The organism is Streptomyces sp. LZ34 (assembly GCF_053890475.1).
Genome location: NZ_CM132680.1, coordinates 11507957 through 11533893 on the forward strand (window position 1 = coordinate 11507957; position 25937 = coordinate 11533893).

Consider the following 25937-nt stretch of genomic DNA (forward strand, 5'->3'; position numbering starts at 1 on the left):
CGGTGAGCACTGCCGGAACCGCAGATTCCATAGACCCGCTGGCCGCCCTGCGCGCCCCCGGAGACCCCGAGCACGACGTCTACCTCACCGGCACCGTGTTCCTCGACATCGTCTTCACCGGCCTTGACCACGCCCCGGTGCGCGGCACCGAGACCTGGGCGCGCGGCATGGGGTCCAGTCCCGGCGGCATCGCCAACATGGCCACCGCCCTCGCCCGCCTGGGCCTGCACACCACCCTCGCCGCGGCCTTCGGCGCCGATGTGTACGGCGACTACTGCTGGGAGTCCCTGGCCACCGGCGAGGGCGTCGACCTCAGCCACTCCCGGCGGCTGCCGGGCTGGCACTCGCCGGTCACCGTCTCCATGGCGTACGACGGCGAGCGCACCATGGTCACCCACGAACACCCGGCCCCGCCGCCCGCCACCCCCAGCGCACCGCCGCCCTCCCGCGCCTGCGTCACCGCCTTCGAGCCGGGGCGGCAGGAGGACTGGGTGCGCCGGGCGCACGCCCAGGGCAGCCAGATCTTCGCCGATGTGGGCTGGGACGACTCCGGCCGCTGGGACCTGGCCGCGCTGCCCGATCTGCCGTACACCCACGCCTTTCTGCCCAACGCGGCCGAGGCGCAGCGCTACACCCGCACCGACACCCCCGAGCGGGCCGTGCGGGCGCTGGCCGACCTGGTGCCCATCGCGGTGGTCACCAAGGGCGCCGAAGGGGCCGTGGCCATCGACTCGCTCACCGGGGAGAGCGCCGAGGTGCCGGGGCTGCCCGTGGCGGCGCTCGACCCGACCGGGGCCGGCGACGTCTTCGTCGCGGGCTTCATGACCGGCACTCTCGCCGGCTGGCCGCTCGCCGAACGGCTCGCCTTCGCCAACCTCACCGCCGCCCTCTCGGTCCAGCACTTCGGCGGCTCGCTGGCCGCCCCGGGCTGGGCGGAGGTGGCCGCGTGGTGGGCGCTGACGGAGCGGGCCGCCGACGACGGCGCGGCAGGTGGCGAACTGGCGCACCGCTACGGGTTCCTGAACGGGCTCATTCCGGCCGGGGTGCGCCAGTGGCCGCGCCTGCGGGCCCTGCCCACCATCGGCTTCCGGGGCGCGTGACGATGCCCGCGGGCCCACCGATACGCCTCAAGGAGATCTTCATGAGATTCCCCTGTACCGGCTCGCGCCGCGTACGCCGGAGGGCTGTGCCGGCCCTGCTCACCGCCGGGATCGCGCTGCTGGCCACGGCCTGTGTGCCGGGCACCGACGGCTCGCAGGCCTACGGCCCGGGGAGCGGCCCCGCCACTGCCGTACCGGACCCGGCCAAGGCGGGGAAGGTCACTTTGACGGTCTGGGACCAGGAGGTCCGGGGCGGCACCAACGGGGAACTGGAGCAGCTGAACGAGGAGTTCGAGCGGAAGTACCCCAATGTGAAGATCAAGCGGGTGGCGCGCAGCTTCAACGATCTGAAGACCACGCTGAAGCTCGCGATCTCCGGCAACAACCCTCCCGATGTGGTCCAGGCCAACCAGGGCTACCCGGACATGGTGTCCTTCGTCCGGGCCGGGCTGCTCGCCCCGCTCGACAACTACGCCGGGATCTACGCCTGGAACACCCGCTACCCGAACACCCTGCTCAACCTCAACCGGGTCTCCGCCGACGGCACCGACTTCGGCACCGGCCGGCTCTACGGCATATCCCAGACCGGTGAGTTCGTAGGCCTCTACTACAACAAGGACGTGCTGGCGAAGGCGGGCCTCCAGCCGCCGAAGACCTGGGGCGAGTTCACCGCGAGCCTCCCGCGCCTCAAGGACCGTGGCGAGCTGCCCATCCAGTTCGGAAACCTGGACAAGTACCCGGCCATCCACACCTTCGGCGTGCTCCAGGACCAACTCGCCGCCAAAGAGGTCCGCGACACCGTCCTCGGCCGTGGCACGGGCTTCGACACCGCCGCCACCAAGGACGCCGCGGCCACCCTCGCCGACTGGACGAAGCGCGGCTACCTCCCCAAAGGCGCCAACGGGCTCGGCTACGACGACGCCGCCAAGAAGTTCTCCTCCGGCGACGGCGGCTATCTGCTGACCGGCACCTGGCTGCTCGCCGACCTGAAGAAGGCCATGGGCGACAAGCTCGGCATGATGACGCCGCCCCCGGCCTCGGCCGGCGGCGCCCCCGTCACCACCGGCGGCCAAGGGCTCGCCTGGTCGATCACCTCCCGCTCCAAGCACCCCGAAGTCGCCGCCGCCTACCTCGACTTCATCACCAACAAGCACGCGGCCGACGTGATGACCGCCCACGGCGTGCTCCCCGCGGTGCCCGGAGCGGCCGCCGAGCGGGTGAACCCGGACACCGTGGACGGCCAGATGATCGCCGGGTGGAAGCGGCTGAGCGCGGCCGACGGGCTGGTCCCGTACCTCGACTACGCCACCCCCACCTTCTTCGACACCATCACCGCCGCGCTCCAGGGCGTCATCAGCGGCAAGACCTCGCCCGAGAAATTCGCCGCGACCCTTCAGAAGGACTACGGCGCCTTCATGAAGAAACAGCGTGAGCGCCACGCGGCCACGCCCGCCCCGGCGGAGCCGAAATGAAGAACCCCCTCAGCCCCCTCGGCACCGCCGCATACCGGCGGCGGGCCCCGGGCGAGCCCCGCGCCATCGGCTACCTCTACATCCTGCCCGCCCTCGTCCTGTACGCCGCCTTTCTGCTCTACCCCTTCGGCCAGTCGGTCTGGCTGTCGTTCGTGCACTGGGACGGCCTGACCGTCGCCACCCCCGCGGGCTTCGACAACTACCGCGACCTGTTCACCGACCCCGCGCTGCGCGCCCCCTTCGCACACGCCCTGCTGCTGCTCGTCTTCTACTCGGCCCTGCCGGTGGCCATCGGACTGCTGCTGGCCGCCCTGATGTCCCGCGCCCGGGTCCGCGGCATGACCTTCTTCCGTACGGTCCTCTTCCTGCCCCAGGTCCTCGCGCTGATCGTGGTCGGCGTCGCCTGGCGCTCGATCCTCGCCCCGGACGGGCTGCTCAACGACACGCTCCGCGCGGTCGGCCTCGACTCGCTCGCGCGCCCCTGGCTCGGCGACTACGACTGGGCCCTGCCCGCCGTCGGCGTCGTCGGTACCTGGGTCGGCACCGGGCTGTGCATGGTCCTCTTCCTGGCGGGCGCCCAGCGCATCCCGCGCGAGCTGTACGAGGCGGCCCGGATGGACGGCGCCGGGCCGATGCGGGAGTTCCTCTCCGTCACCCTGCCCGGGCTGCGGCCGCAGATCGCGGTCGCGCTGACCCTGACGATCGTGGCGGGGCTGCGCAACTTCGACCTCATCTACATCACCACCAGCGGCGGCCCCGGCAACTCCACCTCCGTGCCTGCCTACGAGGTCTACCACCGGGCGTTCGAGACCAACCAGGTCGGCTCGGCGGCCGCCGTGGGGGTGGCTCTCACGGTCCTGATCTTCGTCCTGACCGTCACGGTCTCCCGGCTCGTGGAAGGGCGGCGGTCATGACCACGCGCCTTGAACGCAACGTCACCTACGGCATCCTCGCCCTCTTCTCGGTCATCGCGCTCACTCCGGTCATCGGCATCCTCTCCACCGCCTTCGGCTCACAGGACTCTCTGGACACCGGTTTCTCGCTGCCCGAGGGCGGACTCCACTGGAGCAACTTCGCCGACGCCTGGAACCGCGGCCACTTCGGCACCTACCTCGGCAACTCGGTCCTGGTGACGGCGGCCGTGGTGGCGGCCACCACCGTGCTGGCCGTGCTCGCCGCGTACGCCTTCGGGGTGATGCGCTTCCCCGGCTCCACGGTGCTGTTCTACCTCTTCGTGATCGGCCTGACGCTGCCCCAGGAGGCGCTGGTCGTGCCGCTCTATTTCGATCTGCGGTACGCCGAGCTCACCGACACCTACTGGGCGCTGATCCTGCCGCAGACCGCGCAGTCCCTCGCGTTCGGCGTCTTCTGGATGCGGACGTACTTCCGGGGCAGCGCGCGGTCGGTGATCGAGGCGGCCCGGCTCGACGGCGCGAACACCTGGACCACGCTGTGGCGGGTCCTGGTCCCCATGGGCCGCCCGGCCATCTCCACCATGGTGGTCATCACCTTCATGTGGACCTGGAACGAATTCCTGATGGCGCTGGTCATGGTCAGCGACGAGGCCCACCGCACGGTCCCGCTGGGCCTGGCCTTCTTCCAGGGGCAGCACAGCTCCGACGCGGCGCTGCTCGCGGCGGCCTCGGTGCTCATCGCGCTGCCGGTCGTGGTCGTCTATGTGGCCCTCCAGCGCCGGTTCATCGAGGGCATGCTCGGCGGCGCGGTCAAGGAGTGAGCGTGAGGCCCACCAGGCGAGCGGGGCCGGTCACAGGGCGGGGGTGCGGCTGACCTCGTGGCCGCGCCGCTCCACGGCCCGGGCGAAGACCACGGCGTCGTGGACGGCCGCTCCGCCCGGGTCGTTGTTGAAGTACGCGTAGACGTCGGCGCGCTCGGGCCAGGCGTCGGCCACCCGGCGCGCCCAGGCGGTCAGCGACTGGGGGCTGTAGCGCGGCGCCGGCCGGGCCAGCCCGTGATGGAAGCGCAGATAGCCCCATCCGGCCGTACGCCACAGCGGGGTCACCGGCCGGGAGGCGGCGTCCGCCCAGCACAGCGCCGCGCCGCGGCGCTCCAGCACCTCCCGGACCCCGTCGGTCCACCACGAGTCATGGCGGGGCTCGACGGCCACCCGCGTCCCGGAGGGGAAGCAGCCCAGAGCGGTGTCCAGCAGCTCGCTGTCGGCCCGCAGGGTGGGCGGCAGCTGTAGCAGCACCGGGCCCAGCCGGTCCCCGAGGCCCTCGGCGTGCGACATCAGCCGCGCGACCGGCTCCTCGGGGTCGCGGAGCCGCTTGATGTGGGTGAGGTAGCGGCTGGCCTTGAGGGCCATCACAAACCCGTCGGGGGTGCGCTCCCGCCAGGTGGCGAACTGCTCGCGGGTGGGCAGCCGGTAGAAGGCGTTGTTGGACTCGACGGTGGCGAAGCCCCGGGCGTACTCCTCCAGCCACAGCCGCTGTGGGCAGTCGGACGGATACAGGACCTCGCGCCAGTCCTTGTACTGCCACCCCGAGGTGCCGACGAGGACGGTCATGCTTCGCCCGGATGCCACGGCGGCCACTGGCCCGGCCGGTCGACCCAGTGGACCTGCCCGGGGTCGCCCAGGTCGATGTCCGGGAACAGCCGTCGCACACGCGGCTCGAACTCCTCCCGCTCCAGCGGCTCCCAGCCCAGGCCCCGCAGCCACACCCGCCGGTATCTGCTGTCCGCGTCGTACGCGTCCACGAAGACGAGATGGCCGGACTCGCTCGGATCCGTGGCGTTCTCCATGGTTCCAGGGTGGGCCGCTCCGGCCCGCTTCCGCGCGCCGACGCGGCCGACCGGGTCCCCGCCGGTTGCGGACGGGGGAATCTTCGGATGGAGTCGTAAGGGCGGGCCGGGTCTCTCGGCTCCGGGTCGGCTCCGGATCTCCCTGTGCTAGGGGGTGAGTCATGATCTTCGTCGACCGTGCGGACGCCGGGCGGCGTCTGGCCGCCCGGCTGCGCCCCCTGAGCAGCGAGGATCCGGTGGTGCTCGGGCTGCCGCGGGGCGGGGTGCCGGTGGCCTTCGAGGCCGCGCGGGAGCTGAAGGCGCCGCTGGACGTGATCATCGTGCGTAAGCTCGGCGTCCCCTTCCACCGCGAGCTGGGCTTCGGCGCCATCGGCGAGGGCGGGGTACGCGTGGTGCACGACGCGATCGTACGGATGAGCCGGGCGGGCAAGGAGGAGCTCGAGGAGGTTGAGCGGGCCGAGGAGGAGGAGCTGGCACGGCAGGCGCGGCGGTTCCGGCGCGGCCGGCCGCGGGTCGCGGTCAGCGGCCGAACGGTGATCGTCGTGGACGACGGGATCGCCACCGGCGCCACCGCCCGGGCCGCCTGCCGGGTCGCCCGGGCCCAGGGCGCGGCCCGGGTGGTGCTGGCGGTCCCGGTCGCGCCGCCGGATGCGGCCGAGTCGCTGCGGCAGGACGCGGACGACGTGGTGTGCCTGTCCACGCCCGCGGAGTTCTCGGCGGTCGGCGAGTGGTACGAGGACTTCTCCCAGACCAGCGACGCCGAGGTCGTCGAGCTGCTCTCCCGGTCGACCGGGATGCCGGGTGAGGCGCATCCTGGTAGATGAAGCAGGAGGTGATGACTGCGATGGAGACGATCGTGGGATGCGACATCGAAATGGAGTTCCGTGAGCTCGGACCCCTGACCGAGGCGGTCGTCCGGCTGAGGATGCACGACGGGACCGAGATGCTGGCTCAGGGCCGGGCGAACCGGAACCCCGACGACCCGGCTCAGCCGCGGGTCGGCGAGGAGGTCGCGGCGGCGCGCGCGCTGAACAACCTCGCTCACCGGCTGATCTCGAAGGCGGGCGGTGACATCGAGGAGGTCACGCACGCGAAGGCACATCTGGTGATGTAGGGCGGGTCTGCCGCGGCACCGGGCCGCGGCAGAGCACCCTTCACGACACACCTCTCAGATCTGGACGCCCTTGGACCGGAGATAGGCGAGCGGGTTGACGTCCGAGCCGTAGTCGGGCCCGGTGCGCATCTCGAAGTGCACATGCGGTCCGGTCACGTTGCCGGTCGCCCCGGAGCGGCCGATCTGCTGGCCGCCGGACACCGACTGGCCGACATGGACGGACAGCGCGGACATGTGCGCGTACTGGCTGTACATGCCGTCGGGGTGGCGCAGCACGACCTGGTAGCCGTACGCCCCGCCCCAGCCCGCGGCGACCACCTCGGCCGAGCCCACCGCGCGCACCTGGGTGCCGGTGGCGACGGGGAAGTCGACCCCGGTGTGGTGGCCGCTGGACCAGTTGCTGCCGGAGACGCCGTAGGCGGTGCCGACGGAGTGGCTGGAGACCGGCGTGGTGAAGGACGACGAGGATTGCGCCGCCGAGCCGGACTGCTTGGCGCGCTCGCGGGCCTTCTGCGCCTGCTCGACCCGCTGCTTGGCCGCCTGCTCGGCGCGCTGCTTGGCCCGGGCCTGTTCCGCGCGCTGCTTGGCCTGGTCCGTCTGCTCGGTCCGGGGCTTGCTCTCGCGCGCCTGCCCGGCGGGGGACCGGCTTCCGTCGAGGGTGAGCTTCTGGCCGGGGTAGATCAGGTCCGGGTCGCCGCCGATGACCTGGCGGTTGGACTCGTAGAGCCGCTGCCAGCCGCCGACGCCGTCCATGTCCTGCGCGTCGGCTATCCGGGACAGTGTGTCGCCGCCGACCACGGTGTACGAGGAGCCGGAGCGCCCGGAGGCGGCCGCGCTCTGGTCGACGGCCTTGGTGGTGGCCTTCGGAGCGGCTTCCGGAGCAGCCTTCGGCGTGGCTTTCGGGGCCGCCTTGGGAGTGGACTGTGTGGTGCCGGAGCTGCCGGTGGAGACGTCCGCGGGCTGGCCGCCGCGGGTCAGGCCCGCCTTGACCGAGCAGACCGGCCAGGCGCCGGGGCCCTGGGCGTCGAGCACCTTCTCGGCGATGGCTATCTGCTGGTCCTTGGAGGCCAGGTCGGCCCGCGGCGCGAAGGACGTCCCGCCGAACGCCTCCCAGGTGGACTGGGAGAATTGCAGGCCGCCGTAGTAGCCGTTCCCGGTGTTGATGCTCCAGTTGTCGGTGGACTCACACTCCGCCACCTTGTCCCAGGTGTCGACGGAGGCGGCGTTCGCCTGGCCGACGCCTATGAGGGGCAGCGCGACACCGGCGCCGCCCGCGGTGAACGCGAGCGAGGCGCGGGAGACGCGGCGGGGCCGGGGCCGTCGGTGACGTCCGCGTGCAGCCATTGAGCTCATCCTCTCCTGACGCCTGCGAGGTGAGCTGTCGGGTTCGGGCGGGAGCTGCCCGGCCGCGCCTTTCCCGGTGCCCCCGGCACCGTGGCGCGACTTCACCCCTAGCCGTCCCGCCCGACATCGCGCGGCACGGCGCCTACCTGGTTCCCCCGCTCCTGCCGTGACAGGTCGTCGTGTCACTCCTCCGCCACGGCAGGACTCGGCGCTCCGGCGGAGGAGAGACCCGTGCATGGAATGCGACGGGTGCGGCACAGTAAACACATCGTTTTGGTTACGACAAGGTCTCGACGGACCTGTGTCCGGAAATCGATCACGTCAGCGATGAACTGTGATCCGCGTCACTGCTTTCCAGATGGGGTGATTATGGTGCGGAATCCGCAATGCCGAATTGCCCCTGTTATGCGATTAATGCCGCCAGAGACATAAGGGCGCCGATCGGGGGAAGAGGAGCCGAAGGGGAATGGACGGGGAATGTCGGGGCACTCGGCGCGGCGGCTGACGAGCCGCCGGATGCCCGACCCACAGGAGGTTGCCCATGGCACAGCGGTACGGCGGGACGCCCGCGAGGCGTCGGCCGCCGGTCTTATCCGTATGCGCACTGCTCATCGGCGCGCTGGCCGCGGCCACGGCCTGCGGCACCGATACGGACTCGGGGGCGCCCGCGCCGCCCGGCTCCGCCGACGCGCCCCACTCGGCCACGGGCTCCTCCCGGCCCGGCACGGCTGAGCCGAGTGCCGCCGGGCACGACGCCGCCCCGGCCTCGACTCCCGCGAAGGCGCCGACCGCGGCCAAGCCGTCCGTCGCCACCGAGGGCGCCTCCGCCGCCCCGCCCGCCGTGCGCCGCATCTGCTCCGAGGGCCAGCTGAAACTGTCCACCGGCCGGGCGGATATCGGCGCGGGCAATGTCTATGTTCCCCTGGCCTTCACCAATACCGGCGAGACCAGTTGCACGCTGACGGGCTTTCCCGGCGTTTCCCTGCTCGACGCCCCCGGCGCGGCTATCGGCGACCCCGCCACCCGCCGTGGACCGGCGCGTCCCACGGTCGTCCTGAAACCCGGCGACAGCGCCTACGCGAGTCTGCACACCCTCAACAAAGGCCTCTCCGACAAGCCCTGTTGGCGGACCGCGTCCGAAATTCGCGCCTACCCGCCGGACTCCTACCGCTCCATGAAGACGTCGGCGCGCTCCTTCCAGGTCTGCGGGGAAGTATTCGAAGTCACCGCCCTCGAGCCGGGTTCCCAACCCTGACCCGGAGCGCCACGGCCGGGCGCGGAACCGCTGTCCCCGCCCCGCGCCCGGCCGGACGTGCCGGAAATGAATTGGCCGGGAAGCGCGGCCACATGACGCCCCTGGGTGTCCGAAAATCTTGATGGGTCCGACACCCACTGGCCCCTTTCGCTCTTCCGCAATCATTATCGGGTGGGCCACCATGTGAAGAGGCCTCGCCTGAGCCGGCGCGGAGCGTCTAGAGGGGACGATGTCATGGAGCGAGCGGCGACCGGGGTCGAGACGGAGTTGGTGGACCTCTCGGGTACGACGCTTGAAGAACTGGGCGACGGTCAGGAGTACACCCTCGCGACCCGGCGGTTGCTCGAACTCGTACAGTCCCCGCCGACACTCGCGACCGCCGCCGCGAACCAACAGGGCTGTTGACGGATTCCCGGCGATGGCACGGCAGCATTCACCCCACCAAGAAAGGCGGCCATGCCGGCGGACTATTCAGCTGGCCCTCCTTGCCCGCTCCCGACCCTGGGCCGTACGCAGTCGCTCACCGTGTCACCGATGAGCCGTCACCACCGGCTGTCCGCAGCGTGCTTTGACGAGTTGGCGCATGGCGGTGGGGGAGCGGCGGCGATCGCCGAGTTACGGGCGGGCCAGCGCAGCCGCCTCATGCTCCTGCTACGCGCGTTGACCGATTTCGCCTCCTCCCATCCCCAGGTGCCGGGGCCGCTGCCCGCACCACGTGAGGCGTGGGAGCTGCTGATAGAGGCCGAGCGGCGCAGCCCAGCGAGCGTGGAACACCTGCTGCTGCACCCATCGGTCGGTGCCTGGCTCAGCCGCTGTCTGCGCAGGCTGCGGGGCATCGCGGGGGAAGGAGAGCAAGAGACCGCAGCGGTCCCGCTGTGGCTGGAGACCGGCTATCTGCACACCGTGGCCGCTTCGGCGGCCCTCCTCGCGGGGATCGACTTCCGGATCGCGGTCGGAGTCCGCGACGGCGGGGTGATGCTGCCGGCACTGGGCTTCGTCGACCTGGCGGGCTGCGAGTCCCCCGTCGCGGAGATCGCCGCCGACGGCGCGGGCGGCCGAGCCCTGTGGGTCGCCGCGCACAGGAGGCCGCTGCCCTCCGACCTCGCCCAGGATGCCGAGGGCTGGCACGCCCTGAGACGGGTGCGCGGCCGCCACCCCGCCCACCCCTGCTCGCCCTACCTGGATGACCTCGACCCCTACCGGGACTTTCTGCGCCCCACCGCTCCGACGCGGTTGAGTGAACCGGAGGCGCGGGGGTGGCAGGAACACTTCGACGGCGCCTGGGCGCTCGTCGCTCGGCAGAGCAATCTGGATCCAGCGGGGGTCGCCGACTGTCTGATCTCCGTCGTCCCCGTGCGGTACCCCGCGCGGACGGAACCTTTCAGCGCATCGTCACCCGAGGCCTACGGCTGTGTGCTGCTCAACCCTCCGACCGATTCGGCCACGCTCGCCGCATCGCTGATCCACGAAGCCCAGCACATCAAACTCAGCGCCCTGCTGGACCTGGTGCCCTTGATGCACGGCGGCATGGAGGAGATTCACTACGCGCCCTGGCGCGTGGATCCCCGCCCGCTGCGGGGCCTGCTGCACGGCGTGTACGCCTTCTTGGGCGTCACGGCGTTCTGGCAGGCCCACAGGCATGGCGCAGCGGACGAGACCACGCGGGCCGTTGCGGAGTTCGAGTTCGCGCTGCGGCGCGCGCAGACCTCCCACGGGCTGCGGACGCTATGGGCGCACGCGGAGCTCACCGCGTTGGGCGATCGATTTCTGCGGGGGGTCGAGGACCGACTGGCCGTGTGGCTCACGGAGCCCGTGCCGGAGGTTCCGCTGCGCGCTGCTGAGGACCTCAACCTCGATCACCAGTTGCTCTACCGTCTGCATCATCTGTCTGTGGACCCCGGCCGGCTCGGGCAGTGGGCGCGGGCCTGGCGGCTGGGCCGCCCCGCCCCGGATGCCCTTCCCGCGACCGCGCTGCGCACGTCCCGGACGGCGGTGGCGGCGCGCCCTGCCCTGGTCCGGCTGCGCCTGCGCGACCCGGCCGGCTTTGCTCTGCTCCGGGAGAAGCCGGAGGGGCACCCGTTCGACGGTACGGATGCCCCGCTGAGGGCTGACCTCGACTGGGCCGCCGGGGACACGGCGGCCGCACTGCGCGGCTACCGCGACCGTGTCGCCGAGCGCCCCGACGACCTCCCCGCGTGGTCGGGGCTCGCCCTGACACTGCCCTCGGGCCCGGCCAAGGAGGCGCTGCTGGACTGCCCGGAAGTCGTGCTCGCGGTGCACCGGGCGCTGCGCGACCCGGCCGGCGCCGGCCCCGATCCGGTGGCTCTCGCCCGTTGGATCGGGACCCGCCGCTGAGCCCGGAGCGTCGCGTCAGAACGTGTACGCCTCCAGGTCGCAGTCCGCGCGGATGCCCCGGGCCGCCGCGATGGTGGCCGGGTGCTGGGAGCTCAGCACCCGGCGGAACCGCTCCAGGGCGTCGTTGTGCAGCTCCTCGGCCGACCGGCTCTCGCCCAGGGCGCGCAGGTCCGCCGAGAGATTGACCGCGCAGGCCAGCGTGGTGGGATGGTCCTCGCCCAGCCGCTCCCGGCAGGCGGCCAGGCTGTCGGTGTCCAGGCTGTGTGCCTCTTCGTAGTCCGCCAGCGTGTACAGATCGCTGGCCAGGTTGATGGCGCAGGAGAGGGTCGAGGGGTGATCGGCCCCGAGCGTCTCCACGAAGACCGGCAGCGTCTCCCTGTTGAGCGCCAGCGCCTCCTCGGTCTCGCCCAGCAGCCGGAGCGTGACGGCCAGGTTGGTCGCCGCGCTCGACGTGTAGGGGTGCCGGGGGCCGAGGATGACCCGCAGGTCCTCCAGGGACTTTCTGCCGAGGTCCCGGGCGCCGGCCAGGTCGGCGTTCTGACGCAGATCCATGGAGAGGTTCATCTCCGCCGTGGAGATGTCGAGGTTCGGCTCGATGTAGCGCAGCCGGTAGCTGTCCAGGGCCTGCCGGGTCAGTTCGATCGCCCCCTCGTGATCGCCCGCCTTGCGCCGGGCCACGGCCAGGGTGCGCATCGCATTGACGAACACGGGCGCGTTGGGCGGCACGGTGCGCAGCGCGAGCGCGAAGGTCTCCTCCTGCATGGCACGGGCGGCGTGGTAATGGCCGATGCCGCGGGCGTCGCTGGAGAGGTGGGTGGAGAGCAGGATCGTGGTGAGGGAGTCCTCCCCGAGGACGATGGCCGCGGTGTCGCGCGCGGACTGGTGGACCTCCTGGGCGAGTGCGAAGTCGCCGACGGCGCGGAGCGCCAGACCGTAGTCGTTCGCGGCGGCCAGGGTGTACGGGTCCTCCTCACCGAAGACGCGGAGGGCTCTGGTCCACCGGTCCTTCTCCAGCTCGACAGACCTGCCGTAATCCCCCTGGAGCCGGGCGCTGTTGGCGACCGCGCCCATGGTCGCGATGGTGTCCTCGTGGTTCTCGCCCGCTTGCGGATGGGCCCGCAGCAGCTCCAGGATCCTGACGTTGAGCTCCCGGGCCTCCTCGTAGTGGCCGAGCGAGGTCAGGGCGTGGCCGAGGGTCCGGGACGCGGCCAGCGTCTCCAGACTGTCCTCGCCCAGGGACTGGCGCCAGGTCTCCACCACCTGGCTGCCGAACTCGCGGGCGCCCTGGTGGTCTCCCCAGACGAACAGGAAGCTGATCAGGTTGCGCACCATCTGCCGCACCCATTTGTCGTCGCACTCCAGCGCGCGGGAGGCGCGGACATGGGACAGCAGATCGGCGTAGCGCGGCCAGTTGGCGGGAGCGACGTCGTTGGGGTCGCCGTAGGCGAGCAGTACGTGGGCGCTGTGCCGCATGTCCGCCTGCTGCTGTGGCGACATCTGGCCCATCAGTACGGCCTGCACCAGCCGGTGCATTTCGATGGTGTTGTTCCGGTGATTGATTTTGATCAGCGCGTAGCGATTGATCTCACGGATCGCATGACCGAGCTTGATCGGGTCCTGCAGCACCTCCGAGAGCTCGGGGGAGAGGGAGACCCCCCGGACCCCGGAGAACAGCCGCCGCGAGATGGGCTCCGGAGCGAAGAAGGAGCACACCTGGAGTAGTTGCAGGGCTCCAGGATGGTGCTCCGCGAGTCGGCGCAGCGACATGTTCCAGGCCGCGGCGACCGGCTCGGGGTAGTCGACCGGGACGCCCTGGGCCAGCAACTCGGCGCGCCGGGTGCTGACATCGGCCCGCTCGTCCTCGAAGACATGCAGATACTCGTCGACCGGCATACCGGTCTCGGTGAGCCACGCGGCCGCCTGCTCGATCGCCAGCGGCAGATCGCCCAGCGCCTCGGCCACCCGGTCGGCCTGCTCGTCCGGCAGCTCCGGGCCCCGGCGCCGCAGCAGTTCGATGCTCTCCTCCCGGTCGAAGACATCCACCTCGACCGTGCGCGCGGCCCGGGACCACTGGGCGTTGCGGGAGGTCACCAGGATGCGGCCGGGGCCGCCGCTGGGGAAGAAGGGGCGTACCGTCTCCAGCTCTTCCGCGTTGTCGAAGACCAGGAGCCAGTCACGGCAGGGGCGGCCGGTGCGCAACGCCTCCAGCACGCTGGGCACGGCCACGTTCGACTCCAGGCCGACCTGAAGCCCCAGCCGGTCGGCCAGCTGGACCAGCGCCTGCCGGATCTGCTCAGGGCGCTCCGCCGGGATCCACCACACCGCGTCGTAGTCGGACGCGTGCTGGTGTACGTACTCCAGGGCGATCTGCGACTTGCCCACCCCGCCGAGCCCGTGCAGGGCCTCGGGGAGCACGGCGGCCGTGCCCTCGCTGCGCAGACGTTCGTGCAAGGTGTCAAGCAACCCCTGTCGCCCGGTGAAGTTGTTGTTCCGGGGCGGGACGTTCCCCCAGATGGCCGGGGGATCCCCGGCGCGGCGCTCCTCCATGGCGGGCAGGGACCGGGCAGCGGTCACGGGCACAAAACTTCCTCTCGGGTGCTCACCCGCCGCGCCCGGCCTGCCGTGCGCCGACGGGGGTGATGATTCGTTCTTCGGGGCGGATGGGTGGGATCGGGGCAAGTCAGTCATGGCAACCGCCTCAGGGACCGAGCTTGCCCCATTGTCGACTGGTTTGTGTCGACGTTCGTCCGAGTGGCCGAGCGCCTGCTGTGCGAGCACGCGTGCGTGAAAGGTCCGTGCGCCCTCCAGATAGGGGCCGGAGAGCGCTTGGTAGACCTTTTCCTGGACGCGCATGTAGGGCAGCAGCCGCTCGCTCTCGGGAAGGTCGGGCAACGTCTCCGAGGGGTGGTTGAGCGCATCCCGCAGTACGTGTAGGGGCTTCCAGCGGCGGCCGAGCCGGTCGAGGACGCTGCGCAGGATGTACAGCGACTCGTCCCGCATTCCGGCCGACAGCAGTAACTCCCGTACGCCGTGGTGGAACTCATAGCCGATTCCCGTCTCGTCCATGGGGTCCGCGGCCCCGACTTTGCGCAGCAGCCCGCCCAGGAGGATTTCGGCGAGGTCGCCGGGGCTGCCCTGTGGTTCGTGCATGCCCTGGACGAACTCCATGACCGGGATGTTCAGGGGGGCCGCTGCCAGTCGGGCGGCGAGTTTGAAGGCGCTCGGTGAGGCGGTGGCACGGAAGCGGAAAACCCGGTCGCGGGCGGTGGGCTCCGGTTCGCGCTCCCAGCGCTCGGCGGGCACTCCGGGCAGCAGCGCCAGTGTGTCACGGCCGCGGGCCGACGGCTGGGTCACCAACTGCGCCCAGCGGTGCAGCCACCGTGCTTCGAGCTCCAGCACCGGCACCGGCGGCTCGCCTCCGGGCCAGGAGGCGCCGTCGGGGCGCTGCCAGGTGCCGTTGGGCGCGCCCGGCTCGGGCACCCGCACCCGTACCCGCTCGGGGGTGAGCCCCGTGTGGTGCCAGTGTCCCTGGTTCAGCACATGCAGGACGGCGACCGTGGCGTGCCGTGCCCAGCGTCCCAGTGCCCGCTTGCCGGTCTCGTCGCCCCAAGCGGCGCCGATGCCGTCGGTCAGGACCAGGACGGCCCGTCTGCCGCGGGGCGGGATGCCGTCGATCGGCGAGCGCCCGCTGCTCCGCCCGCGGTCCGCTCCGTCCCGGCGGGCCCCTGGTTCCGCGGGGAGCGGGTGGTCGCCGTTGATCCGCTGTACGCGGATGGTACGGAAGGCGCCGGTGCGCTCGAGGACGGTGACCAACTGACCGACTGTTTGGCGCCACACCACCATGGAGCTGCTGGAGTCCACGACGAGCACCATGTCCATCCAGCGCTCCTGTACCGGCACGCACTGGGGGAGCCACAGTCGCTCGCGCGCGGCGCGCTCGGCTGTGGCCTCCTCGTCGATCTCGTTCTGGACCGGCGAGGGTGAGGTGCGCTTGAACGGCCGAAGCGCCCGGGACAGGGCGCGCTCGGCGGTCGGCGGGGAGACGGCGGTGAGCCGGGGGGCGGGTGTGACGACATCGGCGGCGATCCCTTGACCGGGGGTCTCGCCGGGCGGCGCCGGGACGCCGACGAGCTCGACGGGGCGCGGTGCGCTCAGGACCAGTTCGTCCTCGGCCTCCGGCGCCTCGTCCTCGGCGTCCGCGGGCGAGCCCCGTGGCGGGTCGGGGGCGCGGGGCGGCTCCTGCGCGGTGGGCGCGGGGGAGGGTGGGGCGGGGATGGGGCGGTCGGCCTCGCGGTCGGTCTCCGCCCTGCAGACCGCGAGCCATAACGCGTCGGCGATCTGCTGCCAGTCGAGGTCCGGCCGGCCGCGCTCGGAGGACCTGTCGGCTGGGTCGTGTGTCATGGCTTCGGGCCTGCTGCATCCAGCCGGTGCCAGACGGCGTGCAGTAGCTCCTCCCACTCGGGACCCGGACGATGGGCTTGAGACGTCACCAAATACACCGCGTTGAGCAACTGGTCGGCCGCCAGCCCGCCTTCGAGCTGGCTGCGTTCGAGGAACATCTCGATGAGTTCCAGGGCGCGAGGGTCATCCGCCCGCCCCAGATGCGCGGCCACGATCGCGGCGAGCCGGTCGGCATCCGGGTCGGGCAGCCGCAACTGAAGACAGCGGCGCAGAAAGGCGGGCGGGAATTCCCGCTCGTCGTTGCTGGTGATGACGACGATCGGGAAGGCGCGGCAGCGCACCCGCCCGGAGGCGATGACGGCGCTGCGGTCGGGGTCGTCGGTGAGCACCCGGACGGCGGGGCGGCGGCTGCGGATGCGCACCAGCTCGGGAATGGTGTATTCGCCGGCCTCGAAGATGTCGAGGAGGTCATTGGGCAGATCGATATCGCTTTTGTCGAATTCGTCGATGAGCAGGACGCGGGGCAGCCGGTGCGGCAGCATCGCCGTGCCCAGCGGGCCGAGTTGGAGAAAGTCCCCGATGTCCTCCGGCCCGGGCTCGTGCAATTCCGCGTCCGCGGCCTGTCCGGCCGCCGCGGCGTGCACCCGGCCGACCGCGTCGTAATCGTACAGCCCCGACCGCAGGGTGCTGCGGGTGGTGACCGGCCAGCGCAGCACGCGGCCGAGCCCCAGCTCTCTGCTGATGCGGTACGCCAGCGTGGACTTGCCCGTCCCCGGGCGGCCGGTCACCAGAAGGGGGCGGCGCAAAATGAGCGCCGCGTTGACGACATCGGCCTCTTCGGGGTCCGACCGCATGCCCAGGGGAGCGGCGCCGAGCCGCCGGGCGGCGTCATGCTCGTTCTCGGGCGGGGCGGGCGGCTCGGTCGGCGCCGCGCCCTCACCGTTGTTCTCCGATATCTCGTTTGTGGAATCCCGTGCTTCGGCCTCGATGCCGTCCGCGGGGTCCGGGGAGACACCGTTGAAGGTGCGCCACGGAGGGGGCGGCGGAAGGATCTCTTCCAGGCTGACGTCGTGTAAGGGACGTCCGGTGCCCTGGTAGATCCACCACGGGCGTGGAATGCCCGACGACGGCGGGCCGACGCGGGAGGTGGGGCCCGGATCACCGTTGGCGTGTCCGTTCTGCCGCCTCGTAGGCCCTGCGTCGGTCATCGACTGCCCACCCCCTCGTCCGGCCCCGCCAACCGCCCTGTCTCCACGGGACGGGTCGGGTCGTCCCAAACGAGCACGACATGTTGCCCAAGGTGCTGTTCGCGTTCTGCGGATGCTATCCCTTGGGCCTCCATCCGCAACTCTTTCACGGCTTCACGGAGCCGTGCCAGGTCCCCGCTGGCCTTTTGTCTCATCTGATGAGCGAAGTCCGGATCCCGTGGGTGCCGCCGATCCCATACGACGACCGGGATGCCCGCCCGCCACGCCGCCGAGGCCTGCAGACTCCCCTCCGGGCTCGCGCCCGGCGGCGCGTTCAGCATCAGGGCGACCACATGCTGGTCGGCGTTGAGCCGGGCCAGCAGGGCGCCCGGGTCACCGGAGCGAGGACTGTCCGGATCCGGCCCGTCGACAACAAGCTCCCGGGACCGCTCGGGCTGGGAGCGGAATGTCTGCCACCGCTTCTTCCAGGGGCGGTACCAGTGCTTGCTCTGGCTGCGCTCCAGGCTCCGTACGGCCACTGGATAGCTCGAGCACAACGGGGTGGGGAAGTCGCTGTCCAGCTCATGGCGCCACATGTGCACCGGCAGATGGAGGTCCTCGGCGCTCAGGAGGAACTCCAGGTGGATACAGCTGGCGTCCTCCCACTCCACCACGGCCTCGTGCACCAGGTCCTGCACGGCGCGCTCGGCCGTGATGGCCGTGACCTTGCTGACCGGGCCGCGGACCGGATACCAGCCCGTCGGGTCGTAGGCCTGCCACGAGGAGAGCTCGTACCGGCCGGGCTCGTCCTGCGGCAGCAGTTGGATCACCAGATAGGCGTCGATCGACTCGGCCGGGGCGGCGTGCCCCACCTGCTGCCGCAGGGACCTCAGCGGCGAGGTCAGCGACAGCTCGCGCGCCTGCTCGTCCGCCCAGCCCCGCAGGCGGTCGGCCAGCTCCAGCGGACGGGCCGACGCGGCCAGGTACTCCACCAGGGCCAGGCCCGGCGGCAGGCCGTCCGGCCGGGCGTTCATCCGGGTCAGGGTCTCGAAGGCGTGCCAGGGGCCGGCGACCGGCGGTACCTCCTGCAGCGGCCCCGCCGCGCCGCGGCACAGCCGCGCCAGATGCGCGACCTCAAGCCCCTCCAGCAGCGAGCGCAGCCGGTCGGTGGCGTCCTCGGGCAGCGCCGGGCGGGCCGTCATCTGCGCCATGACCGAGTCGAGCTGCTTCATGGCGGGTGCATCCGGGGCCAGCATCGCCAGCGACTCGCGCAGCGCCCGCATGACGCGCCCGTTGTCCAGGCACTCCTGGGCCAGCTCAATCAGAAAGTAGTCGGCCACCCGATGGTTGCGGACCGGCAGCGCCGCATCCAGCTCCCTGGCGACCATTTCCAGACACAGCGCACGGGAGTCCAGATCGATCAGACACCGGAACTCCTTCAAAGCCGTGACGAGATGATGAATCGATTTCAGGCCGCCTTCCCCCGTGGCCACCATGGCATGACCTCCCGCGCCCCCATCACCGGTCCCCGCCGCCGGTGATCTTTGCCGGAGACCCTGCCACAGACGGGCGCCGCCCGGCGCGGACTCCGAACAACTCTTATGCCCCGAGCACCCCACCTGACACCCCGTGAGACACGAGAGTCGTGCCCGTCACACGGCGGCGGCCGGTGCTGAGGCACGTCCGCCGGGGCCGCGCGGGGTCACCCGAGGCCGAGCAGCTCCAGTCGCGCGATCAGTTCCGCCGTGGCCGGGGCGTCCGGCGCGATGACCGCGAGGACGTCCGCCAGGTCGCCCCACGCCCCGTACGCCTCGCAGGTGCGCAGCAGGGCCAGCGCCTCCGCCCGGCTCGCCGACTGCCGGGCCACCTGCGTGCCGACGCCCGGCAGTTCGTCCAGCAACTGCTGCCAGCGAGCCGGGGTGGCCAGGCCGGGGACGGCGAGCAACAGATCGGCCAGTTGGCCCAGGTCACGGATCGTCAGCTTGCCGGAGGCGGCGGGGTGGGCCGGGGCGCTCGTGGCGGCGGCGGTGGTCGCGGTGGTCGGTTTCGCGGAGGCCGCGGGCAGCCGACGGAGGAGTTCGAAGGCGAACGCCGCCGCGTGCCGGGAGGCGACGGGCTGCCAGTGCTCGTCGTGGGCCTCGTCCTTGTCGGCGAGCAGATCGGAGATCCCGCGGATCACCAGGGCGTCGACGTGCCGGTTGACGTACGCGCCCGCCAGGAAGCCGAAGCCCTCCATGTCCACCGCCACCGCGTCGCCCGCGCCCGCCGTGAGCCGGCGGCCGACCTCCGACCGCTGGTGCGCCACCACCCGGCCGCCCGCCGCGATGGGCTTGACATGGGCCCTCGGGCGCGGCGCGGCGTCGTGGTCCCGGGCGGGGCGGATCCCCTGCTGCCACTCGTCCCCGGCCGCGACCGTCCTGGCCAGCTGGACCAGGTCGTAGGTCGACTGATGGGTCTTCTGACGGGGCAGAAACGCGTCCTCGGTGTCCTTGCCGGTCTCGTAGTCGTACACCGCGTCCGCGGCCACCACGTCCCCCAGGCCGACGTCCTTGCGGCCACCCGCCACCCCGACGAACAGCAGGGTCCGCGGGGCGAAGAGCGCCGAGGCCCGCTCCACCAGGGCCGCGGCGCCCGGGTTCCCCGGGCCCGTCATATGGATGGCGACCGAGGTGCCGGCGTGGCCCGCGCGGAAGACGCCCACCTCGAACAGGGACCCCCGCTCGGCCGCCACGGTGCGCAGCTCCTCCAGATGCTCCCGCACGGCCCGGTACTCCACCTCGAGCGCGGTGAGGATGACCACCTCCGCTTGCCCGGCACCGCCCCCCGGACCTCTGTCCCCGTCAGACCACACCATGTCCCCCTAAGCCGCACGTGTCCGGCTGAGCGCTCCCATCGTGTCAGGGCCGGTGCAGATCCGCGTACACCACGATCTGCACCGTCAACACCCCGATCAGCAGGGTTTCGGCCACCGAGATCACGACGAGCGGCGCCTTGGCCGGGCCGCAGGTCCAGTAGACGATCAGGGCGGTGATCGGCGCTACGGCGAAGAGCAGCAGGTCGGCCGCGAGCTGTAGCCGTTTCCGGGAGATCCGGCGGCGGTCGTCGCGGTGGGCCGTCTCCCAGCCGAAGACCCGTGGCCGGTCGGGGACGAGCGCGGCCAGCCGTGGGTCCAGGTCCTGGCGTATGTAGCGGCCGATGGCCGAGATCTTCTCGTCGTTGACAAGATAGGTCCAGCCCAGCAGCACCGAAGCCGGCGGTAACAGCAGAAGCAGTTCGGGTCGGCCGCCGTCCTGGAGCGAGAAGGTGATGATGGCCGCCATCGAGGCGAGCGTGGCGTAGAGCAGATTGTCCCGGAACCCGATGCGTGCCCGCTGTTCTTCCTTCACCTGCTCGTATTCCACGATGAGCAGCCTGCCGACGACGGTTTCCTCGTCCAGTGACACGCATCCCCCTTTTCTCTTGCGCGAGTTTCCTTTGCGCGAGCCCCCGCGCCGTGAGCACCCCGACAACCGAGAGTAACCGCAGGGGGATGACGGCAGCGCGTAGATTTGCCGAGCACCGACGAAACGACGAAGGCGAGTCCCATCGATGAGTCTGTACGACATCCCCCTGCACACCCTCTCCGGCGAGCCCACCACCCTCGGCGCACACCAGGACACGGCGCTGCTGCTGGTCAACGTGGCCTCCAAGTGCGGGCTGACCCCGCAGTACGAGGGCCTGGAGCGGCTACAGCAGCGCTACGCCGAGCGCGGCTTCACCGTGCTGGGCTTCCCCTGCAACCAGTTCGCCGGCCAGGAGCCCGGGAGCAGCGAGGAGATCCAGACGTTCTGCTCCACCACCTACGGGGTCTCCTTCCCGCTCCTGGAGAAGATCGAGGTCAACGGCGAGGGGCGGCATCCGCTGTACGCCGAGCTGACGAAGGCCGCGGACGAGGCGGGCGAGGCGGGCGACGTCCAGTGGAACTTCGAGAAGTTCCTGGTCTCGCCGCGCGGCGAGGTCGTCGCCAGGTTCCGGCCGCGGACCGAGCCGGAGGCGGCGGAGGTCGTCGCGGCGATCGAGGCGCAGCTGCCCCGCTGACACCGGGGGACCGGGCGAACACCGCGCACGGGGTGAACGACCGCGCACCGGCCCGCGAGGGAACCGCCCTCGCGGGCCGGCCGCGTACCCGCTTCCTCAGAACCTGCTCAAACCCGTGGCCTGGGCGTTCTCGGCGGCCCGCGGCGCCAGTAGGCTCGCCGCGGGCACCAGCACACGTACGGGGGTACACGCGGTGGGACTCGGGGATTTCATACCTGACCCGGTGCAGCACTTCGTCGAGGACCAGGTGGAGAACCTCGGCGAGGCCGTCGACGGAGTGGGCGACTTCACCGCCGACCGGCTGGACGGCATGGGCTGGGCCGACGGGGCCGGCTGGGTCCGGCGTACGACCGACTCGGCCGCGAACGCGCTGGGCGCGGACGTCGGGGAGATGGGGCTGGACCAGACCGAGGACCCCAAGCGGCTCGTCCACGGCAGCCCCGGCAAGCTGCGGTCCACGGCCGACCACCTGACCGCCTTCGAGAACGCCTTCAACGACGTCGGCAAGGGGCTCGCGGGGGTCGATGCCGACGCCCTGAAGGGACGGTCTGCCGCGGCCTTCACCCGGCGGGCGTCCGCCGAGCCGAAGAAGTGGTACGTGGCGGCCGACGCCTGCGGAAAGGCGGCCGCGGCGCTGCGCGAGTTCGCCGAGACGGTGGAGTGGGCCCAGAAACAGGCCGACGAGGCCGTCCGCACCTACCGCAGGGGCAGGAAGGCGTCCGAGGAGGCCAGCGCCGCCCATCACCCCGAGGCGTCCGCCGGCCACGACCCGGGGAGCGCCGACATCGAGGCGGCCGAGGACATCCTCGGCGAGGCGCGGCGGCAGCGGGACACGGCACACCTCACCGCTCAGCGGGCGGTGGCGGCGGCGCGCGACAAGGCCCCGCGCGGGCCCTCGTACCTCCGGCGGGCGGCGGACGGGGTGGCGGGGCTGCGGCTGGACGGGAGCCACTTCGTCGGCGGCGCGGTCAAGGGCACGGCGGGGCTGGTGAACTTCGTGCGCTCCGTGAACGCCCTGGACCCCTACAACCTCACCCACCCCGCCGAATACGCCACCCACCTCAACACCACCGCCGCCGGTCTGCTCCGGATGGCGAACGACCCGGACACGGCGCTCAAGGCCATGTGGGACTCCTTCGAGAAGGACCCCGCGGAGGGCCTGGGGAGACTGGTGCCCGAACTCGTCGGCACCAAGGGCCTCGGCGGGGTGCGGTCGCTCGCCACCGCGGGCAAGGACCTCGCCGGGGTCGCCGAGCGGGCGCCGGGCAGGGGCTGGAAGCCCAGCAGTTGGAAGTGGAAGTCCGGCGGCCACGCACAGCTCGAGAAGGACGGAGCCGCGCCGCACAGCGTGCCCGACACCGCCAAGACCACCGGCGCCACCGACCCGGTGGACCTGGCCACCGGGAAGATGTACCTGCCGCAGACCGATGTGTCCCTGCCCGGCCTGCTGCCGCTGGTGTTCCACCGCAGGGCCGAGTCCGGCTACCGCGCCGGGCGGTGGTTCGGCCCCTCGTGGTCCAGCACGGCCGATCAGCGCCTGGAGATCCTCGACCGAGGCGTCGTCCTCGTCGGCGCCGACGGCCTGCTGCTGTCCTACCCGCACCCCGCCCCCGGGGTGCCGACCCTGCCCGAACTGGGCCCGCGGTGGCCGCTGGAGCGCACCCCCGGAGGCGACTACACCGTCACCGACCCGCACACCGGCCACGTCCGGCACTACACGGGACCCGCGGGCGCGCGGGCCGGCGGGGACGGCGAGGCACCGCTGACCGAGATCTCCGACCGCAACGGCCACCGCCTCACCTTCGAGTACGACGGCGACGGCACCCCCACGGGCATCGTCCACGACGGCGGCTACCACCTGACGTTCGCCACCGAGGGCGGCCGGATCACCGCCCTGCGCCTGGGCGGGACCGAACTGGTCCGCTACGGCTACACCGACGGCGACCTGACCGAGGTGACCGGCTCCAGCGGCCTCCCGCTGCGCTTCGAGTACGACAGTGACCACCGGGTCATCGCCTGGGTCGACACCAACCGCCGACGCTACGAGTATGTCTACGACGACCGCCACCGCGTCGTCTCCGAGGGCGGCACCGAAGGCCATGTGTCGCTGTGCATTGACTATGACGGCGCCGGCGTCGACCCGGACACCGGCCACCGCGTCACCACGGTTCGCACACCCGAGGGGCACACCACCCGCTACCTGGTCGACGACCGCTGCCGGGTGGTCGCCGTCACCGACCCGCTCGGCAACACCGTCCGCACCGGATCCGACCGTCACGGCCGCCCGCTGACCCACACCGACGCGCTCGGGCACACCACCCGCTACGCGTACGACGAGACCGGCCACCTGGCCCGGCTGACCACACCGGACGGTCACACCCGCACCATCGTCCACAACCGTCTGGGGCTGCCGGTGAAGATCACCGACACCGACGGGACGGTATGGCGCCACACCTACGACGAGCGCGGAAACCGCACCGCCACCACGGACCCCGCCGGCCACACCATCCGGTACACCTACGACGGGCGCTCCGCCCTGACCTCGGTCATCGACCCCCTCGGCGGGACCACCCGGATCCGCTGCGACGCGGCCGGTCTGCCGCTGGAGATCACCGACCCGCTGGGCGCCGTCACCACCTACCGCCGCGACGCCTTCGGCCGCCCGACCGCCGTCACCGACCCGCTCGGCGCCACCACCCGTCTGGAGTGGACGGTCGAGGGCAGGCTCGCCGCGCACACCGATCCGAACGGCGCCCGGCAGACCTGGGCTTACGACGGCGAGGGCAACTGCGTCTCGCACACCGACGCCCTGGGCCGGGTCACCTCGTACGAGTACACCCACTTCGACCTGCCGGCCGCCCGCACCGGGCCGGACGGCGCCCGCACCGAGTACACCTACGACACGCGGCTGCGCCTCACCCGGGTGACCGACCCGCAGGGCCTCACCTGGACCTACACATACGACCCGGCGGGCCGCCCGCTGAGCGAGACCGACTTCGACGGCCGTACGTCCACCTACCGGCACGACCCCGCCGGCCGGCTCGTCTCACGCACCAACCCTCTGGGCCAGACGGTCGTCCTCACCCGGGACGCCATGGGCCGGATCGTGCGCAAGGAGGCGGACGGCCGGGTCACCACCTTCGACTGGGACCCGGCCGGCCGGCTGGCGTCGGCCGCGGGCCCGGACGCGCAACTCGCCCTCCACCGCGACCTGATGGGCCGGGTCAAGTCGGAGCTGTCCGGCGGGCGGGTCCTGGCGCACACCTACGACGCGCTCGGCCGGCCCGTCCGGCGCGTCACCCCCTCCGGCGCGATGTCCTCCTTCTCCTACGACGCCGCGGGCCACCGCACCACGCTGAAGGCCGGCGGCCACACCATCGCCTTCGCATACGACGAGTCCGGCCGCGAGACCTCCCGCCGCATCGACCGCGCCGCCACGCTCGCCCAGATCTGGGACCCGGCCGGCCGCCTCACCGAGCAGACCCTCACCGGCCACCCCCCGGCCGCCGAAGAAGCCACCACCGTGCAGCGCCGGGTCTACACCTACCGTGCCGACGGCCATCTGACCGGAGTCGACGACCACCTGCGCGGCGCCCACGGCTTCGACCTCGACCCGGTGGGCCGGGTCACCGCCGTCCACGCCCCCGGCGGGCGGGGCGAGAGCTACGCGTACGACGAGGCGGGCAACCAGACCTACGCCTCCTGGCCCGCGCCGTTCGCGTCGCACTCCGACGCCGTCGGCCCCCGCACCTACACCGGTACGCGTGTCACCCGCGCCGGACGCGTCCGCTACGAGTACGACGCGGCGGGCCGGATCACCCTGAAGCAGCGGAACAGGCTGTCGCGCAAGCCGGACACCTGGCGGTACGCATGGGACGCCGAGGACCGGCTGACCTCCGTCACCACCCCCGACGGCACCGTCTGGCGCTATCTCTACGACCCGCTGGGCCGGCGCACCGCCAAACAGCGGCTCGCCGCCGACGGCGAGACCGTCGTCGAGCGCGTGGACTTCGTGTGGGACGGCTCCACGCTCGTCGAGCAGACCACCACCGGGCAGGTCCGGCCCGAGCCGACCACCCTCACCTGGGACCACGACGGTCTCCGCCCGGTCGCGCAGACCGAGCGCGTCACCGACGACATGGGCCGTCGGGAGATCGACCGCAGATTCTTCGGCATCGTCACCGACCTGGTGGGCACCCCCAGCGAACTCCTCGACGAGAACGGCGACATCGTCGCGCGCCACCACGCCACCCTGTGGGGCGCGACCGGCCCCGCGACGGCCGAGGGGGCGCACACACCACTGCGCTTCCCCGGCCAGTACCACGACCCCGAAACCGGACTCCACTACAACCACCACCGCTACTACGACCCCGAGACCGCCCGCTACACCAGCCCCGACCCGCTCGGTCTGGCCGCCGCGCCCAACCCCGTCGCGTATGTGCCGAACCCGCACGCCTGGATCGACCCCCTGGGCCTCTCCCCGTGCCCGCCGGGGCGGCCGGACGGCGAGACCGTTCTCAGCGGCCACGGCGCCATCTGGTCGGAAGACACCCGTCCGGGCCAAGAGGCCCAGGTCACGGTCCCGAAGGGGACGAGACTCCACCTGTACGCCGAACACGGCGGGCGCCTCAGCCTGGAAAAGGGCAACGACATCGAGCTCGGCACTCAGCCACTGACCCCGACCCAGACCGTCGAATCGGGCCAGCGGGTCTGGGACTACTCGCTCTTCCCGCCCGACGATCTGACGATCATGGGCAATCCGGTGACGGTGACGAGGGAGACCCCGCTCTCACAGCTGCTGCAGCCGAACATGGGCACCGTGCACTGGGCGGCGTGCCGGGAGGTCATACCGTGAGCGGGGGCCCTCAGCCC

At 71.8% G+C, this 25937-nt stretch carries 18 protein-coding genes, 1 pseudogene and 1 riboswitch; of the genes and pseudogenes, 11 read left to right on the forward strand and 8 right to left on the reverse strand.

What is annotated here, in order from left to right:
* Positions 1-2 precede the first annotated feature (2 nt).
* The 4 genes from ACWY4P_RS49775 to ACWY4P_RS49790 are packed head-to-tail and all read left to right on the forward strand — an operon-like array spanning position 3 to position 4307.
* A complete protein-coding gene (locus ACWY4P_RS49775; protein ID WP_456207407.1) occupies positions 3-1100 on the forward strand; it encodes a carbohydrate kinase family protein in 1098 nt (365 codons plus the stop codon).
* Between the two features lie 41 nt (positions 1101-1141).
* Positions 1142-2572 carry an extracellular solute-binding protein gene (locus ACWY4P_RS49780; RefSeq protein WP_456207408.1) on the forward strand — a complete coding sequence of 477 codons (1431 nt, stop codon included), beginning with the start codon at positions 1142-1144 and terminating at the stop codon, positions 2570-2572.
* A complete protein-coding gene (locus tag ACWY4P_RS49785) occupies positions 2569-3486 on the forward strand; it encodes a carbohydrate ABC transporter permease (RefSeq protein WP_456207409.1) in 918 nt (305 codons plus the stop codon). Before ACWY4P_RS49780 ends, ACWY4P_RS49785 begins: the two co-directional genes overlap by 4 nt.
* Positions 3483-4307 (forward strand): carbohydrate ABC transporter permease, encoded by an 825-nt coding sequence (locus ACWY4P_RS49790; protein WP_456207410.1) that lies wholly within the window; start codon positions 3483-3485, stop codon positions 4305-4307. Before ACWY4P_RS49785 ends, ACWY4P_RS49790 begins: the two co-directional genes overlap by 4 nt.
* A gap of 30 nt (positions 4308-4337) precedes the next feature.
* Here ACWY4P_RS49790 and ACWY4P_RS49795 read toward each other — a convergent pair whose 3' ends face one another.
* Positions 4338-5096, reverse strand: coding sequence for a DUF72 domain-containing protein (locus tag ACWY4P_RS49795; protein WP_456207411.1), 759 nt, complete (start codon positions 5094-5096; stop codon positions 4338-4340).
* Positions 5093-5332 carry a hypothetical protein gene (locus ACWY4P_RS49800; RefSeq protein WP_456207412.1) on the reverse strand — a complete coding sequence of 80 codons (240 nt, stop codon included), beginning with the start codon at positions 5330-5332 and terminating at the stop codon, positions 5093-5095. The genes ACWY4P_RS49795 and ACWY4P_RS49800 overlap by 4 nt, the downstream gene beginning before the upstream one ends.
* A 161-nt stretch (positions 5333-5493) precedes the next feature.
* On the opposite strand from ACWY4P_RS49800, the pseudogene ACWY4P_RS49805 reads away from it, so the two are divergent.
* Positions 5494-6135 (forward strand): annotated as a pseudogene (locus tag ACWY4P_RS49805) (phosphoribosyltransferase); the annotation flags it as partial.
* 41 nt (positions 6136-6176) lie between these two features.
* On the forward strand, positions 6177-6446 hold the full coding sequence (locus ACWY4P_RS49810; protein ID WP_456207413.1) for a dsRBD fold-containing protein: 270 nt from the start codon (positions 6177-6179) through the stop codon (positions 6444-6446).
* A gap of 54 nt (positions 6447-6500) precedes the next feature.
* Here ACWY4P_RS49810 and ACWY4P_RS49815 read toward each other — a convergent pair whose 3' ends face one another.
* The gene (locus ACWY4P_RS49815; RefSeq protein WP_456207414.1) at positions 6501-7790 is read right to left on the reverse strand and encodes a transglycosylase family protein; all 1290 of its coding nucleotides are present in this window, start codon (positions 7788-7790) and stop codon (positions 6501-6503) included.
* 5 nt (positions 7791-7795) lie between these two features.
* Positions 7796-7977: riboswitch (cyclic di-AMP (ydaO/yuaA leader) on the reverse strand.
* A gap of 354 nt (positions 7978-8331) precedes the next feature.
* Between ACWY4P_RS49815 and ACWY4P_RS49820 the strand changes: the two genes are divergently transcribed.
* The 3 genes from ACWY4P_RS49820 to ACWY4P_RS49830 all read left to right on the forward strand — a co-directional run bounded on the left by ACWY4P_RS49820 (position 8332) and on the right by ACWY4P_RS49830 (position 11400).
* Entirely contained in the window at positions 8332-9045 is a 714-nt protein-coding gene (locus ACWY4P_RS49820; RefSeq protein ID WP_456207415.1) for a DUF4232 domain-containing protein, read from the forward strand.
* A 234-nt stretch (positions 9046-9279) separates the two neighbouring features.
* Positions 9280-9450, forward strand: coding sequence for a hypothetical protein (locus tag ACWY4P_RS49825; protein WP_456207416.1), 171 nt, complete (start codon positions 9280-9282; stop codon positions 9448-9450).
* 129 nt (positions 9451-9579) lie between these two features.
* On the forward strand, positions 9580-11400 hold the full coding sequence (locus tag ACWY4P_RS49830; RefSeq protein WP_456207417.1) for an HEXXH motif domain-containing protein: 1821 nt from the start codon (positions 9580-9582) through the stop codon (positions 11398-11400).
* 15 nt (positions 11401-11415) lie between these two features.
* On the opposite strand, the gene fxsT is transcribed toward ACWY4P_RS49830, so the two are convergent.
* From fxsT to ACWY4P_RS49855, 5 genes are all read right to left on the reverse strand, one after another.
* Complete coding sequence (gene fxsT / locus ACWY4P_RS49835; RefSeq protein WP_456207418.1) at positions 11416-15801, reverse strand: FxSxx-COOH system tetratricopeptide repeat protein; 4386 nt, start codon at positions 15799-15801, stop codon at positions 11416-11418.
* Positions 15798-17009, reverse strand: coding sequence for an AAA family ATPase (locus tag ACWY4P_RS49840; RefSeq protein ID WP_456207419.1), 1212 nt, complete (start codon positions 17007-17009; stop codon positions 15798-15800). The genes fxsT and ACWY4P_RS49840 overlap by 4 nt, the downstream gene beginning before the upstream one ends.
* Positions 17006-18430: a VMAP-C domain-containing protein gene (locus ACWY4P_RS49845; RefSeq protein WP_456207420.1), complete on the reverse strand. Its 1425-nt coding sequence runs from the start codon at positions 18428-18430 to the stop codon at positions 17006-17008. The genes ACWY4P_RS49840 and ACWY4P_RS49845 overlap by 4 nt, the downstream gene beginning before the upstream one ends.
* A gap of 260 nt (positions 18431-18690) precedes the next feature.
* On the reverse strand, positions 18691-19788 hold the full coding sequence (locus tag ACWY4P_RS49850) for a phosphorylase family protein (protein ID WP_456207421.1): 1098 nt from the start codon (positions 19786-19788) through the stop codon (positions 18691-18693).
* Positions 19789-19885: 97 nt separating this feature from the next.
* Positions 19886-20431: a hypothetical protein gene (locus ACWY4P_RS49855; RefSeq protein WP_456207422.1), complete on the reverse strand. Its 546-nt coding sequence runs from the start codon at positions 20429-20431 to the stop codon at positions 19886-19888.
* Between the two features lie 145 nt (positions 20432-20576).
* On the opposite strand from ACWY4P_RS49855, the gene ACWY4P_RS49860 reads away from it, so the two are divergent.
* Both ACWY4P_RS49860 and ACWY4P_RS49865 read left to right on the forward strand, forming a co-directional pair.
* On the forward strand, positions 20577-21065 hold the full coding sequence (locus ACWY4P_RS49860) for a glutathione peroxidase (RefSeq protein ID WP_456207423.1): 489 nt from the start codon (positions 20577-20579) through the stop codon (positions 21063-21065).
* A 193-nt stretch (positions 21066-21258) separates the two neighbouring features.
* The gene (locus ACWY4P_RS49865; protein WP_456207424.1) at positions 21259-25920 is read left to right on the forward strand and encodes a putative T7SS-secreted protein; all 4662 of its coding nucleotides are present in this window, start codon (positions 21259-21261) and stop codon (positions 25918-25920) included.
* Positions 25921-25937: the final 17 nt, after the last annotated feature.